We start from the raw sequence: 14,314 nt of genomic DNA, 5'->3' as shown, positions 1-14,314 counted from the left end.
CTTGGCTCGCAACATCCTGTTCATCATGTGCGACCAGCTTCGCGCAGACTACCTGTCGTGCTACGGCCACCCGCACCTGCATACGCCCCATATCGACGCGCTGGCCGCGCGGGGCGTACGCTTCACGCAGGCCTATGTGCAGTCGACGATCTGCGGCCCGTCGCGAATGTGCACCTATACCGGCCGCTACATGCGCAGCCACGGCAGCACCCAGAACGGGGTGCCGCTGAAGGTCGGCGAGATGACGCTGGGCGATCATCTTCGTCCCCTTGGCGCGCGCACCGTGCTGGTCGGCAAGACGCATATGGTGGCCGACGGCGAGGGAATGGACCGGCTTGGCATCGACCCGGACTCGATCATCGGCGTGCGCGTGTCGGAATGCGGCTTCGAGCCCTACGAGCGGGACGACGGGCTGCATCCCGACGGTCCCTATTCCCCGGACCCGGCCTATGACACCTACCTGCGCGACCACGGGTTCGATGGGCCGAACCCGTGGGAGCACTGGGCCAATTCCGGCGAGGCACCGGACGGCAGCCTGCAGAACGGATGGCTCTGGTCCCATGCCGACAAGCCGGCGCGCGTGCCCGAGGAGCATTCCGAAACACCCTACATGACCCGCCGCGCCATGCAGTTCATGGCCGAGGCCAAGATGGACGGTCGTCCGTGGTGCCTGCACCTGTCGTATATCAAGCCGCACTGGCCCTATATCGTCCCTGCGCCCTACCATGCGGCCTATGGCCTCGACCACGTCCTGCCGGCCCGGCGGACGGAGGAAGAGCGGCGGGACCCTCACCCGATCCTCGCCGCCTTCCAGGCCGAGCGTTACTCGCAGGTCTTCAACCGCCCCGGCGCGCGGGAACGGGTGATCCCGGCCTATATGGGGCTGATCAAGCAGATCGACGACCAGCTGGGTCTGCTGTTCGACTTCATGAAACGCGAAAGGCTGGACCGGGATACGATGGTCGTCTTCACGTCCGATCATGGCGACTATCTCGGCGACCACTGGCTGGGCGAGAAATACCTGTTCCACGATGCATCCGTCCGCGTACCGCTGATCATCGCGGACCCTTCGCCCGCTGCGGACGGCACGCGCGGCACCACATGCGACGCGCTGGTCGAGGCAATCGACCTCGCCCCGACCTTCATCGAGGCCCTGGGCGGCAAGCCTGCCTCCCATATCCTCGAGGGTCGCTCGCTTCTGCCCGTGTTGCACGGAGACCGGCCGGACACCGGGCGCCGCCACGTCATCAGCGAATATGACTACTCCTTCGATCTGGCACGGGTGAAGCTCGAGGTGCCCGTGCCCGAGGCGCGGCTCTACATGGTCTTCGACGGCCGCTACAAATACCTGCATGCCGACGGCTTTGCGCCGATGCTCTACGATCTTGCGACCGACCCCGACGAGTTCAACGACCTTGGCGCCGACCCTGCGCATCAGGCGGACCGCGAACGCCTGTACGAAGTGCTGGCGAAATGGTCGCGGACCACCCGGACCCAGACCACGGTGTCGGACGAGGCCATCACCAGATCGGACGCAAGGGCGCTGGCCTACGACCTCAACCTCGAAGGGGGGGTGCTGATCGGCTATTGGGACGAGCAAGACCTCAAGAACGAGTGCCAGGCGCGCGAGGCATTCCTGTCGTCGCCGGGCGGATGACCTTCCGGGTGGGGAGGCTGCGGGCAGGATGGCCCCGGCCATCCATGCCCTGTCGCGAAGCCCCCTGTAGTTACCCCATGCGCTCCGACGCATAGGCCCCCGGGCTGGCGGGGAAGACGACGGTCTTGTTCTTGTTGAGGAAGACCCGGTGCTGAGCATGCGCGTGAACCGCGCGTGCCAGGACCTGGGCCTCGACGTCGCGGCCGAGCGAGACGTAGTCGGACGCGCTTTGCGCATGGGTGACGCGCGTGATGTCCTGTTCGATGATCGGCCCCTCGTCGAGGTCGGCGGTAACGTAGTGCGATGTCGCCCCGATCAGCTTCACCCCCCGCTCGAAGGCCTGCTTGTAGGGGTTGGCGCCCTTGAAGCTGGGCAGGAAGCTGTGGTGGATGTTGATGATCCGGCCCGACATCCTCTGGCAGAGGCTGTCGGACAGGATCTGCATGTAACGGGCCAGCACGATCAGTTCGGCACCGGAATCCTCGACCACCTGCAACAGCTGCGCCTCGGCCACGGGCTTGTTCTGGGGGGTGACCTTGATGTGGTGGAACGGCAGGTCGTGGTTCACCACCAGCTTCTGGTAGGTCATGTGGTTCGAGATGACGCCCACGATCTCGATGGGCAGCGCGCCGATCCGCCAGCGATACAGCAGGTCGTTCAGGCAATGGCCGAAGTTCGAGACCATGATCAGGACCTTCATGCGGTCCGCGGGATCGTGGATCCCCCATTCCATCCCGAAGGGTTCGGCGACGGGCGCAAAGCCCTCCTTCAGGGTGTCGAGATCGACGCCCGTTTCCGGGACGAAGCTGATCCGCGCGAAGAAGCTGCCGGTCTCGATATCGTCGAACTGGGCGGCGTCGGTGATGTTGCAGCCCTGCTCGGACAGGAAGCCGGATACAGCGGCGACGATGCCCCGCCGGGAGGTGCAGCGGACGGTGAGGACGTACGTCATGGTGTCTTTCTCTCAGGTCAGATCAGTGGGCCGGGCAAGCCCGTTTCGGTCGCAGAACGCATGAAGCGTGTTCACCAGCAGGCAGGCGATGGTCATCGGGCCGACGCCGCCCGGTACCGGCGTGATGGCACCGGCCACCGCGGCGCAGCTGTCGAAATGACAATCGCCGACCAGCCGGGTCTTGCCCGCGCCCTCTTCAGGGGCGGCGATCCGGTTGATGCCGACGTCGATCACCGTGGCGCCGGGCTTGATCCAGTCGCCGGCGATCATCTCGGGGCGGCCGACGGCGGCGACCACGATGTCGGCGCGGCGCACGACCCCGGCGAGGTTCGCGGTGCGCGAATGGGCGATCGTGACCGTGCAGTTTTCCCCCAGCAGGAGCTGCGCCATCGGCTTGCCGACGATGTTCGACCGGCCGACGACCACGGCTTCGAGACCCGAAAGACTGCCGTGGTAGTCCTTGAGCATCAGGAGGCAGCCGAGCGGCGTGCAGGGCACCATGCCGGTCTGTCCCGTGCCGAGGCGGCCGACGTTCAGGACGTGAAATCCGTCGACGTCCTTGGCCGGATCGATGGCGTTGATCACCAGGTTCGCGTCCAGGTGCCCCGGCAGGGGCAGCTGCACCAGAATCCCGTGGATGCTGTCGTCCCGGTTCAGGCTGTCGATCAGCGCCAGCAGCTCTGCTTCCGGGGTTTCGGCGGGAAGCCGGTGCTCGACCGAGGCCATGCCGACCTCCACGGTCATCCGCCCCTTGGAGCGGACATAGACCTGGCTGGCCGGGTCCTCGCCCACCAGAACCACGGCCAGTCCCGGCTGGCCATGGGCGGCGAGGGCGGCGACATGGGCCGCCACGCGGGACCGGACGGCCCCGGCGAATGCCTTGCCGTCGATGAGGTGGGCGCTCATGGCAGCTTCTCGATCAGGTCCGGGACGGCGGTGAACAGGTCGGCGACCAGCCCGTAGTCGGCCACCTGGAAGATCGGCGCCTCCTCGTCCTTGTTGATGGCGACGATGATCTTCGAGTCCTTCATCCCCGCGAGGTGCTGGATCGCACCGGAGATGCCGACCGCGACATAGAGGTCCGGCGCCACGACCTTGCCGGTCTGGCCCACCTGCCAGTCGTTCGGGGCAAAGCCGGAGTCGACGGCCGCACGACTTGCGCCGACCGCGGCGCCCAGCTTGTCGGCGAGCGTCTCGATCAGGGCGAAGTCCTCTTCGGAGCCGACGCCGCGACCGCCCGAGACGACGATCCTGGCCGAGGTCAGCTCGGGCCGGTCCGAGGTCGCGACCTTGTCCTCGACCCATTCCGACAGGTCGGAGGCCGCGCCGGAGACCGTCTCCACCGGGGCGGAATTGCCGGTGCCGGCGGCCTCGAACGAGGAGGTCCGGAACGAGATGACCTTGGTCGCGTCGGCCGATTTTACTGTCTGGATCGCGTTGCCGGCGTAGATCGGGCGCCGGAACGTGTCGGCATCGACGACCGAGATGACATCCGTCAGGATCATCACGTCCAGAAGCGCGGCGACCCGGGGCAGCACGTTCTTGGCGTCGGTGGTCGCGGGGGCGACGATATGGGAATAGTCGCCCGCCAGCCCCGCGATCAGGTCGGCCGTCGCCTCGGCGAGGCGGTGGCCGAGGCCCGCATCCTCGGCGACGAGCACTTTCGCCACGCCGGCGATGGTGGCGGCTTCGGCGCCGGCGGCCGCCGCGGAGGCTCCGGCACACAGGACGGTGACGTCGCCGAGGGCGCCGGCGGCGCTTACCGCCCTGGCGGTGGCGTCCATGGACAGGGCGCCGTCGGTGACTTCGGCAAGTAGAAGAACGGCCATCAGACGGCTCCCCGCTCCTTGAGTTTCGACACAAGCTCATCGACCGAGCCGACAATGACACCGGCGGCGCGGCTGGCGGGCTCTTCGGTCTGCACGACGGTCAGCCGCGGGCTGACATCGACGCCGAAATCGGCGGGCGTCCGTTCCTCCAGCGGCTTCTTCTTGGCCTTCATGATGTTCGGCAGCGAGGCGTAGCGCGGCTCGTTCAGGCGCAGGTCCACGGTGACGACTGCGGGCATCCTTGTCTTGATGGTCTGCAGGCCGCCATCGACCTCGCGGGTGACCAGAGCATGATCGCCCTCCACCCTGACCTCGGAGGCGAAGGTGGCCTGGGACCAGCCGAGCAGCGCGGCCAGCATCTGGCCGGTGGCGTTCAAGTCGTTGTCGATGGCCTGCTTGCCGCAAAGCACGAGCTGCGGCTGTTCCTCGTCGATCAACGCCTTGAGCAGCTTGGCGACGGCCAGCGGCTCGATATCGACATGCACGTCATCGGCGGCGACGATCAGGATCGCGCGGTCGGCCCCCATCGCGAGGGCCGTCCTGAGCGTCTCCTGCGCCTGCTTCACGCCGATGGACACGGCGATGACCTCGTCGGCCGTGCCGGCCTCCCTGAGGCGGACGGCCTCTTCGACGGCGATCTCGTCGAACGGGTTCATCGACATCTTGACGTTGGCGAGATCGACACCCGAGCCGTCCGCCTTGACACGAACCTTCACGTTGTAGTCGATCACCCGTTTCACGGGTACCAGCACCTTCATGGCTTCAATCCTCGTTTCATGCTCTCGGGCCTGTCGGACAGGCAGCTCCGGATGTCAGAAGGCCAGGGTCGGGACATCGACGACGGTCGCGCCGCCGTCGACGGTCAGCACCGCGCCGGTGATCATCGACGCCTCGGCGGAGCAGAGGAACGCGACCGCGGCGGCGACGTCCTCCGGCAGGGCCGGTTTTCCCAGCGGCACGTCCTTGGTCACCAGCGCATAGGCCTCTTCCCTGCTGCCGAGGCCCTTGCGCTCCATCAGCTCCGCCATTTCCATGTCAGCCATCTCGGTCCTGACCCAGCCGGGGCAGATGGCGTTGCAGCGCACGCCATGCCGGCCGAAATCCCGCGCGATCGAGCGCGTCAGGCCGATCAGGCCGTGTTTCATCGTCACATAGCCGCAAGCCTGGGGCCCCGAGGCGAGCGCGGCGATGGAGGCCATCATCAGGATGTTGCCCCGGCGCGCGATCAGGTCCGGCATGGCCGCGCGGGCGGTGACCATCGCGGTGTTCAGGTTGGCCTCGACCGCCCTGGCCCAGTCCCCGTCCGAAATTTCGGTCAGGGTGCCGAAGCCGAAGCCCCCGGCATTGCAGACGACCGCATCGAGGCCGCCGAAACGGCTTCTGGCCAGCGCCACGAGAGCCTCGGCGTGATCCTTCGAGGCGGCGTCGCCCGCGACGGCCACGCCGTTGCAGGATGCGGCGACAGCCTCGATGGGCTCCGGCCGCCGACCGGTGAGGATCACGTTCGCGCCTTCTTGCGACAGGCGGCGGGCCGTGGCCGCGCCGATACCGGTGCCCGCTCCGGTCACGATCACGGTCTTTCCGTCGAAACGGCTCATGTCATCCTCCCTTGCGTGACAGGTAGGCCTCGGTCAGGCCGCGCGCGGTGTCGATGTAGCGCGCGTTTCGCGCCGCAGCCCCGTCCTCGGTCATGCGCGAGATGATCCAGCCCACATAGGTGGCGGCGCGCAGCACCACGAAGAGGTCGAGTGCCGCGAGGTCGATGTCGCGGACCGACAGATAGCCGTCGAGCAGCGCGGCCTTCAGCGCCTCGAAGTCCGGTTCCGTCCGGTTGCGCAGCAGGGTGGTCGCGATGTCGAACAGGCGGAAGCCAAAGCCGCTGTCGTCGAAGTCGATGAGGTTCACCCTGTCGCCATTGATCAGCAGGTTCTCGCGCACGAGATCCGCATGGATCAGCCCGTAGTCGAGGTCCGCCTCGCGCGCCGTCAGCTCCGCCGTCGCCACCTTCCGCAGGCGCAGGAACAGCGCCCGGTCTTCCGGCGACAGCGTCGGGTTGTCCCAGAACCTGTCCCAGACGGGCGCGTCGCCCAGCAGTCCGTCGCGATCCCAGCGGCGGCGCGTGAAACCCCCGGGCGGTGTCCAGGCATCCGAGACCTCGTGCAGGCGGGCCATCTCGCGCCCGATGGCGCGGAACAGGCCGGTGCGGTCGTCAAGCTCGAGCGGCACGCCCGTCTTGCCCAACGGCTGGCCCTCGAGCCAGCGCAGGACGTCGACGGCGACCCCGTCGATTATGTGCAGGTACGCGCCTGCCCCGGAAGCGACGGGCGCCGGGACGTGCAGCCCGCCCGCGTCGGCGGCGGCCATCCATTGCAGTTCGGACCGCAGCTCGGCCTCCGAGCAATAGCCCGGCCGGTGCAGGCGCAGGGCATAGGCGGCGCCCTCGTGATCGACGCGGTAGACCTTGTTCTCCCGCGCCGCCACCAGGCGACAGGCCGCGCCGTCAAAGCCCCATTGCGCGAGGGCCGTCTCGACCACCCCGCTCATGACCGGAGCGGCGTTTCAGAGAGAACGTCGTCGAGCGTATCGAACAGCAGATCGGCGTTCTGGATGGAAAACGGCAGCGGCGGGCGGATCTTGAGCGTGTTCTTGTGCCGTCCGAGCTTGGAATGGATCACGCCGCGATGGCGCATGGCGTTGATGACGCGGTCGGTGAAGTCGCTCGCCGGTTCCTTCGTCTCGCGATCGAGGACCATTTCCGCCCCGAAGATCAGTCCGGATCCGCGCACGTTGCCGATGAAATCGTATTTCTGCCGGAGCGTCTCGAGCCGGCGCCGCGCGTGCTGACCCACCACGCGCGCGTTCTCGACCAGGCCCTTTTCCTCGATCTCCTCCAGAACCGCCATCCCGGCCGCGCAGGAGACAGGATTGCCGCCGAAGGTGTTGAAGTAGCGATAGCCCTTGCGGAAGGTCGACAGGATCTCGCTGCGGGTCACGAGGCCGCCGATGGGATGGCCGTTGCCCATGGGCTTGCCCAGGGTGATCACGTCGGGAACCACGCCCATCTTCTGGTGCGCCCACATATGGGTGCCGGTGCGGCCGAACCCCGACTGCACCTCGTCGCAGATCAGCAGCCCGCCGGCCTTGCGCACGACCTCGGCCACCGGCTTCAGCCAGCCGTCGGGGTTGTCGGGAAAGCCCTCGTTCAGGAAGTATGGGCAGATGACGAGCGCGGCGAAGCCGGTGCCGGACCGTTCGTGCTCGGCGATCTGCTCGGCCACGGCATCGGCAAAGCGCGTGCCGTCCGGATCCGGGTGGCGGTAGCTGTCGGGGGCCTCGACGAAACGGAAATACTGGCCGAGGCCGAAGCCCACGGTGGGCCTGTTGGACTGGCTGAGCTGGCTCACCAGCGCGGTGTTGCCGTGATAGGTGGCATCCGTCGCGATGATCCCGCGCTTGCCGGTCATGCCCTCGGCCATGCGCAGCGCGATGTCGTTCGCCTCGGACCCGGTGCAGGTCAGGACGGCGGTGTCGAGCGAGGCATCCATCGTGCCGGTCAGCTTCTCGACATAGTCGAGGATCCCGTCATGCAGATAGCGCGTGTGGGTGTTGAGCGTGGCTGCCTGACGGCAGATCGCCTCGACCACGCGGGGGTTGCAATGACCCACCACCGGGACGTTGTTGTAGCAATCGAGGTATTTGCGGCCCTCGGCATCCCACAGCCAGACGCCCTCGCCGCGCACCACATGCACCGGATCGTCATAGAAGGTCGAGACGTTCGGCCCGAGGAGTCGCTTGCGGTCCGCAATCAGCGTGTCGATGTCGCGTTTCATGCCGTGCCTCCTGTGGGGTTCAGGCCCGCCGCCGCGCGGACCCTCGCATAGCTTTCGGCCGGGCGGGTGACGTCGAAGGCGACGGCGCGCAGCCCCACCTTCTCGGCCCCCTTGATGTTCCGGTCCTGGTCGTCGACGAAGACGCACTCGCCGGCCGTCAGGCCAAGCTCGGCCAGGCAGGTCTCGTAGGCGCGCGGGTCGGGTTTCAGGATGCCGGTATAGGTCGCGTCGACGATGGCGTCGAACTGCGCCAGGAACGGCAGCTTCGTGCGGAAATCCGCCCCGTAGAACAGGTCGAGTTCGTTCGAGAGGACGGCCAGCCGCAGCCCCGCTGCAAGCGCCTCCTCCACCGTCTGCAGGAATTCGGGCCGGATCACCTCGGCCGGCGCGTCGCCGCGCACCGCCTTCACGAAATCCGAAAACTCGGTCCATTCCTTGCCGACGAGGCCGCCGAGTTCGCGGGTGCGGGCATACCAATAGTCGCGTTCCGAGATGACATCGGCCTGCATGTCGCGCCACAGCGGATCGGTCGCGGGATCGAACGGCCCCATCCATGTCAGGCTGCCGGAGGGCAGCCCGAGGCTCGCCTCGGTCAGGGGGTGCGTCTCGAACAGCGTGCGGGAGATGACGCCGCCGAAGTCGAAGATGATGGCCTTGGCGGGGAGTGCGTGTGTTTCGGTCATAGCTGGATCCAGGCCGACTTCAGGTCGACGTATTTCTCGAGGGCGTGAAGGGACTTGTCGTGGCCATTGCCCGACTGCTTGTGCCCGCCGAGCGGGACGGTCAGGTCAGAGCCGCCATAGGTGTTGACATGCACGACGCCCGAGCGGATGCGGCCGATCATGCGATGCGCGCGCGACAGGTTCGACGTCCAGACACCCGCCGCGAGCCCGAAGGCGGTGCCGTTGGCGAGCCGCACCGCCTCGTCCTCGTCCCGGAAGGTCGTGACCGAAAGGACCGGCCCGAAGACCTCGTTCTGGAACAGGCGGTCGGTCTGCTTCACGCCGGCAAGGACCGTCGGCTGCATGTAGGTGCCGCCGGTCTCGGCCAGGATCCGTTCGCCGCCGGCCCGGCGTTCTGCGCCTTCCGCTTCGGCCGTCCTGACGAAGTCGAGGTTGGCGGCAAGCTGGGCCTCGGAATGCACCGCGCCGATCTGGCTGGTCAGGTCCAGCGGGTCGCCGACCCGGAAGGCTGCCGCGTGGCGGGCGATTTCGGCCACGAAGTCCTCGGCCACCTCCTCCTGCACGAGCAGTCGCGATCCGGCGACGCAGACCTGGCCCGAGTTGCGGAAGATGCCGGCGGCCGAAACCTTGGCGGCCTCCGCGAGATCGGGCGCGTCGCTGAACACGATGTTCGGCGACTTCCCCCCCAGTTCGAGGTAGCAACGCTTCAGGTTCGAGCGGGCGGAATATTCCAGCAGCCGCCGCCCCGTCGCACCCGAGCCCGTGAAGGCGAGGATATCGACGTCCATGCTGAGCGCGAGCGCCTCGCCGACGACGCTTCCGCGGCCGGTTACCACGTTGAAGACGCCGTCCGGAACGCCCGCCTCGCTGGCAAGCTCGGCGATCCGCAGCAGCGTCAGCGAGGCGGTCTCGCCCGGCTTCAGCACGACCGAGTTGCCCGCGGCAAGCGCCGGGGCGATCTTCCAGCTGCCGATCATCAGGGGGAAGTTCCACGGCACGATGGCGCCGACAACGCCCACGGGCGCGTGATGCACAAGGCCGAGCACGTTCTCTGCCGTCGGCGCGATCTGGCCATAGACCTTGTCGATGGCCTCGCCATAGTAGCGGAAGGTGGCGGCGGCAGACAGGGCCTCGGCCTTGAAGGCCATGCCGATTTCGGTGCCGTTGTCGCGCACGCCCAGAACCGAGAGCTCCAGCGCGTTCGCCTCGATCAGATCGCCGAGGCGCAGCAGAACCTTCTTGCGGGCCGCAGGCGCCATCCGGGACCAGCGGCCATCGTCGAATGCCTCGCGCGCGGCCGCGACCGCCGCGCCCACATCCGCGGCACTGCCGTCGGCAATCTGCGTCAGGACCCGGCCGTCGATCGGCGAGATCACGTCGAGCATGGCGCCCTCGATTGCAGGGGTGCGTCGGCCGCCGATGAAGTGGGTCTGCGGTGGCACTTTCGCGTGGCGGAGTGCGTCGATGGATGCCTGGTTCAGCATGTCTTGCGCCCTGTCTGGAATGCTCGTGATCCGTCCGAAGTCATGCCGCGTCCGGTCGCCCCGCCGCGGGCACGATGCCCTGTGCCACCCAGTCGTCGAAGATCTTCATGGCAACGGCCGAAAACTCGGGGTCGTTGATATGCGCGTCGGTTTCGCTGACCGACACGCGGTCCGCGACGGTGGCGCGCAGCTCGGACAGGAAGGCCTCCAGACCTTCCGGATCGTGGCAGTCGCCGCCGGGCTTGTCCCATTCCTCGATCCCGCCGCCCGGGATGAGCAGGTGCGTCGGCGCGGCGCTTTCCCCGATCCGCCTGTTCAGTTCCCGCGCGATCTCGCGCCGCTCCTGCGCGTTGTAGACGGTGTTCTTCACCAGCTTGTTGTGGATGTGCAGCGGCCGGTCCCGGAAGCGTTCGGGAACCTCCTGCCAGCCCGCGAAGTCGATCAGGTCCATGCATCCCGGCGCCACGAGTTGCGGGATGCCGGCCCTGCCGGCGGCGCGGTGGCGATCCTGTCCGGCATTGACGACGGAGCCGGCCAGCAGGTTGCCCAGTTCCGAGCCCGCGAAATCGAACACGCAGACGAAGCCCTTCTGCGCGGCGATCTGCTCGAAGGCCATGCCGCCCATGCCCATCGCATGGAACACCGCGACCTCGTAACCGCGCTCTTCCAGAGCGGGCTTGAGGAACTTGATGTATTTCAGACAGGAGGTGCCGAGCGAGGTGATGCCGATGACCGGCTTGTCGCTGGCCGCAGGCTCGGCCGCCCGTGCCGCGCCCAGAACCGCACCGGCGGCCTGGGCCAGGGAAGAGCGGCAGATCGCGTTCAGACCGTAGAGCCCGCCGGTCCAGAGGATCATCTGGACGTCCGGCGACAGGCGTTCGGAAGGGATGAGCGCCGAGAATGAGACGGTCGAGACGACATATTTGGGCAGACCCAGAGGCAATCCCTGGCAGACGTCGAGCGCCAGGTCGGTGCCCATCGTGCCACCCAGTATGATCACCCCGTCGATGCGCCCCGCATCGCACAGCTGACGCGACAGCCTGCACGCACCTGTCGCCATGATGTTCATGGCGACATGTTCGCTGCCGCTGGCGATGGCCTCCTCGATCGAGCTGCCGCCAGCTTGGGCGACCTCGTGCTTGGAGATGTCGGTCGGGTGCAGGGGATCCCCGAGGACGCTGACATCGAGCGTCAGGGTGCCCCCTCCCAGCGACCGGATCTTGTTGGCGATGAAGTCGAGTTCATCGTTCTTGGTGTCGTATGTGCCGATGATCAGGATTGTCTTGTCGGTCATTTTTTTATACCTCCCCGGACCTTGTTTCAGCCCCGCATGATCGCGCCGGACGGGTCGTAGAACGGTGCGAGCTGGACCTTCAGCGGGTACATCTCGCCCGCGATCTGCACCGTGAAGCCGCCCTCTTCGATCCAGTCCTTGCTGACGCCGCCATCCCTGTGAAGACTGGCGAGTCCCACCATCGCCTCGATGCGAAAGCCCCAGTCGCCCGAGGTGACATGGCCGACGATTTCGCCGTCGCGCCAGACCGGCTCGTTGTGGATCAGGTAGGGGCCCGTGGCATCGACGCCTTCGACGATGCAGGACACGGTGCGGTACTTCTGTGCCGGTCCGTTCGCCTTTTGCGCGGCGAGCCGCTCCCTGCCGAGGAAATCGTCCTTGCGGAGGTTCACGGCGAAGCCGAGACCGGTCTCATAGGGCGTGTCGTCCTCGGCAATGTCATGGCCGAAGTGGCGGAAGCCCTTTTCCAGCCGGCAGGAATTCATCGCATACATGCCCATGTGCCGCAGGCCGTGCTTCGCGCCCACCTCCATCAGCGCCTCGTAGACGCCGGCCATGAATTCGGTGGACAGCATCAGCTCATAGCCGAGCTCGCCCAGGAACGAACGGCGGATCGCCCAGCCACGGGCATAGGCGATGTCGATCTCGCGCGCGGCGCCGAAGGGGAAGGCCGCGTCCGACAGATCGACGCCGGACAGGGCCGACAGGATCTCGCGGGACCTGGGCCCGTGGATCGAGATCAGCCCGTATGCCGAGGTCGCGTCGAAGATCTCGAACCGCCAGTCGGGGTCGGCGTGATCCCTGATCCAGGCCTGATCCCGGATCTGGCTCGGGTGGCCGGTGATGACCATGAAGCTGTCATGCGCGGTCCGGGTCACGGTGACATCGGCCTCGATACCGCCGCGCGTGTTCAGGAACTGCGTGTAGACCGAGATGCCGGGCGCCACGTCCATCTCGGCCCCGCAGACCCGGTTGAGCGCCCGGACGGCATCCGGCCCCTGCACCTGGATCTTGGCATACATCGACTGGTCGATCAGCACGGCCGCGTCGCGTGCCGCCAGGCATTCGGTCCGGACATGCGGGGCCCAGTCCTTCCAGCGCAGGTTCGGCTCCTCGTTCCAGCCCTTCTTGTCCGGATCGTAATACATCGGGACTTCCCAGCCGATCCGTTCCCCGAAGGTCGCGCCGGCTTCGGCCAGCCGGTCGTGCAGCGGGACGCGGCGGACACCGCGGGCCGAGTGGATCTGCCGCCCGACCCAGGAGACGCCGTAGTGGAAGCCCACGGATTCGGTCGCGCGATCCCGGTTGTAGCGGGTGTTGGACTGGAAGGGATGGGCGCGCCGCGCCAGCATCGGTCCCATCCCGCGGGACGGCGCGCCGTCGATCATCCACTCTGCCATCGTCAGCCCGACGCCGCCCGAGTTGAGGATGCCGTTGGAGTTCATGCCGGTCGCGACGTAGAGGCCCCTGATCTCGGCAGTCGGCCCCAGATAGGGGCGTCCGTCCGGCGTGAAGCTCTCGGGCCCGTTGAAGAAGGTCTGGATGCCCATCTCGGCAAGGGCGGGCATCCGTTCGAACATATTCTCGAGGTTCGCCTCGACATGGTCCATGTCGAAGGGCAGTTCGTCGAATTCGAAATCCTCCGGGATGCCGTTTTCGCCGTAGGGTTTGCCCTTCTGCTCGAAGGCACCGATGAGCAGCTTGCCGGTATCTTCCTTCCAGTAGGTCCGCTCTTCGGCGATGTTCAGGATCGGCTGGGTCTTGGGCAGTCCCTCTACCGGCTCGGTCACGATGTAGAAGTGCTCGGTCGCGTGCAGCGGCACGGTAACGCCCTTGGCCTTGGCGAAGAGGTGGCTCCACATGCCGCCGGCCAGAAGGACCTTGCCTGTCGCGATCACGCCCCTGTCGGTCTCGACGCCCACCACCTTGCCGTCCTTGACGAGCAGGTCGGTCACCTTGGTGTTCTCGAACACCTGCGCGCCGTTCGCGCGCGCGCCCTTGCTCATCGCAACGGTCACGTCCAGCGGGTTCACCTGTCCGTTCGACGGGACGAAGAACGCCGACTTCACGTCCGAGGTCTCGATCCAGGGCCACTTTTCCTGCAACTCGGCGACGGACAGAAGCTGCGTCTCGATCCCCATGCGCACCGCGTGGTCGTGGCTGCGGAGCAGCTGTTCGTGGCGCACGTCGCCGAGGGCGAGGTTGATGGTGCCGTTGGGCTTGTAGCCCGTCGCCTGACCCGTCTCTTCCTCGAGGTCGCGGAACAGGCGCGCGGTGTACTTGCCAAGCTCGGTCTGGGCAGTGCTGTCGCGCAGCTGGCCGACGATGCCGGCCGCGTGCCAGGTCGTGCCGCTGGCCAGCTTCCGGCGTTCGATCAGGACCGCCGGAACACCGCGCTTCGCGAGGTGATAGAGCGTCGACACCCCGATGATGCCACCGCCGACAATGACGACTGGAGCGTTTTCGGGAAGGGTGCTGGTCATCGGGTTTCCGCCTTTCATCACGGTGCGACCACGGGGGCCGGCAAGAGTCGACTTGCGGGCAAACATGGCGACGCGGCGAGGAAGCTCAAAAAGAAAAGCACC

Annotated in this window: 12 protein-coding genes; 1 reads left to right on the top strand and 11 read right to left on the bottom strand. The window is 67.0% G+C overall.

The window, feature by feature from the left end:
• The first annotated feature begins 1 nt into the window (after position 1).
• Complete coding sequence (locus EEY80_RS01360) at positions 2–1,657, top strand: sulfatase-like hydrolase/transferase (protein ID WP_407920705.1); 1,656 nt, start codon at positions 2–4, stop codon at positions 1,655–1,657.
• A 70-nt stretch (positions 1,658–1,727) separates the two neighbouring features.
• On the opposite strand, the gene purU is transcribed toward EEY80_RS01360, so the two are convergent.
• The 11 genes from purU to EEY80_RS01305 are packed head-to-tail and all read right to left on the bottom strand — an operon-like array spanning position 1,728 to position 14,212.
• Positions 1,728–2,609, bottom strand: a complete 882-nt coding sequence (gene purU, locus EEY80_RS01355) for a formyltetrahydrofolate deformylase (protein WP_126974760.1) — start codon at positions 2,607–2,609, stop codon at positions 1,728–1,730.
• A 12-nt stretch (positions 2,610–2,621) separates the two neighbouring features.
• The gene (folD, locus tag EEY80_RS01350; protein ID WP_126974759.1) at positions 2,622–3,515 is read right to left on the bottom strand and encodes a bifunctional methylenetetrahydrofolate dehydrogenase/methenyltetrahydrofolate cyclohydrolase FolD; all 894 of its coding nucleotides are present in this window, start codon (positions 3,513–3,515) and stop codon (positions 2,622–2,624) included.
• Positions 3,512–4,438: an electron transfer flavoprotein subunit alpha/FixB family protein gene (locus tag EEY80_RS01345; protein ID WP_126974758.1), complete on the bottom strand. Its 927-nt coding sequence runs from the start codon at positions 4,436–4,438 to the stop codon at positions 3,512–3,514. The genes folD and EEY80_RS01345 overlap by 4 nt, the downstream gene beginning before the upstream one ends.
• Entirely contained in the window at positions 4,438–5,196 is a 759-nt protein-coding gene (locus tag EEY80_RS01340) for an electron transfer flavoprotein subunit beta/FixA family protein (protein WP_126974757.1), read from the bottom strand. The genes EEY80_RS01345 and EEY80_RS01340 overlap by 1 nt, the downstream gene beginning before the upstream one ends.
• A gap of 54 nt (positions 5,197–5,250) precedes the next feature.
• Positions 5,251–6,036, bottom strand: a complete 786-nt coding sequence (locus tag EEY80_RS01335; protein ID WP_126974756.1) for an SDR family NAD(P)-dependent oxidoreductase — start codon at positions 6,034–6,036, stop codon at positions 5,251–5,253.
• Between the two features lies 1 nt (position 6,037).
• The gene (locus tag EEY80_RS01330; protein ID WP_126974755.1) at positions 6,038–6,982 is read right to left on the bottom strand and encodes a phosphotransferase enzyme family protein; all 945 of its coding nucleotides are present in this window, start codon (positions 6,980–6,982) and stop codon (positions 6,038–6,040) included.
• A complete protein-coding gene (locus tag EEY80_RS01325; protein WP_126974754.1) occupies positions 6,979–8,268 on the bottom strand; it encodes an aspartate aminotransferase family protein in 1,290 nt (429 codons plus the stop codon). The genes EEY80_RS01330 and EEY80_RS01325 overlap by 4 nt, the downstream gene beginning before the upstream one ends.
• Entirely contained in the window at positions 8,265–8,951 is a 687-nt protein-coding gene (locus EEY80_RS01320) for an HAD-IA family hydrolase (RefSeq protein ID WP_126974753.1), read from the bottom strand. The genes EEY80_RS01325 and EEY80_RS01320 overlap by 4 nt, the downstream gene beginning before the upstream one ends.
• Positions 8,948–10,435 (bottom strand): aldehyde dehydrogenase, encoded by a 1,488-nt coding sequence (locus tag EEY80_RS01315; RefSeq protein ID WP_126974752.1) that lies wholly within the window; start codon positions 10,433–10,435, stop codon positions 8,948–8,950. The genes EEY80_RS01320 and EEY80_RS01315 overlap by 4 nt, the downstream gene beginning before the upstream one ends.
• 40 nt (positions 10,436–10,475) lie before the next feature.
• On the bottom strand, positions 10,476–11,729 hold the full coding sequence (locus EEY80_RS01310) for a Tm-1-like ATP-binding domain-containing protein (protein WP_126974751.1): 1,254 nt from the start codon (positions 11,727–11,729) through the stop codon (positions 10,476–10,478).
• 26 nt (positions 11,730–11,755) lie between these two features.
• Positions 11,756–14,212, bottom strand: a complete 2,457-nt coding sequence (locus EEY80_RS01305; RefSeq protein ID WP_126974750.1) for an FAD-dependent oxidoreductase — start codon at positions 14,210–14,212, stop codon at positions 11,756–11,758.
• Positions 14,213–14,314: the final 102 nt, after the last annotated feature.

Origin of the sequence: Frigidibacter oleivorans (assembly GCF_003993775.1) — a bacterium.
Classification (GTDB): domain Bacteria; phylum Pseudomonadota; class Alphaproteobacteria; order Rhodobacterales; family Rhodobacteraceae; genus Frigidibacter; species Frigidibacter oleivorans.
Note: the sequence above shows the minus strand (reverse complement) of the source record. Positions and strands in the feature narration are given on the sequence as shown.

Coding starts and splice junctions, on each gene's coding strand:
- purU (WP_126974760.1), bottom strand. CDS start 2,609: ATGACGTACGTCCTCACCGTCCGCTGCACCTCCCGGCGGGGCATCGTC.
- folD (WP_126974759.1), bottom strand. CDS start 3,515: ATGAGCGCCCACCTCATCGACGGCAAGGCATTCGCCGGGGCCGTCCGG.
- EEY80_RS01345 (WP_126974758.1), bottom strand. CDS start 4,438: ATGGCCGTTCTTCTACTTGCCGAAGTCACCGACGGCGCCCTGTCCATG.
- EEY80_RS01340 (WP_126974757.1), bottom strand. CDS start 5,196: ATGAAGGTGCTGGTACCCGTGAAACGGGTGATCGACTACAACGTGAAG.
- EEY80_RS01335 (WP_126974756.1), bottom strand. CDS start 6,036: ATGAGCCGTTTCGACGGAAAGACCGTGATCGTGACCGGAGCGGGCACC.
- EEY80_RS01330 (WP_126974755.1), bottom strand. CDS start 6,982: ATGAGCGGGGTGGTCGAGACGGCCCTCGCGCAATGGGGCTTTGACGGC.
- EEY80_RS01325 (WP_126974754.1), bottom strand. CDS start 8,268: ATGAAACGCGACATCGACACGCTGATTGCGGACCGCAAGCGACTCCTC.
- EEY80_RS01320 (WP_126974753.1), bottom strand. CDS start 8,951: ATGACCGAAACACACGCACTCCCCGCCAAGGCCATCATCTTCGACTTC.
- EEY80_RS01315 (WP_126974752.1), bottom strand. CDS start 10,435: ATGCTGAACCAGGCATCCATCGACGCACTCCGCCACGCGAAAGTGCCA.
- EEY80_RS01310 (WP_126974751.1), bottom strand. CDS start 11,729: ATGACCGACAAGACAATCCTGATCATCGGCACATACGACACCAAGAAC.
- EEY80_RS01305 (WP_126974750.1), bottom strand. CDS start 14,212: ATGACCAGCACCCTTCCCGAAAACGCTCCAGTCGTCATTGTCGGCGGT.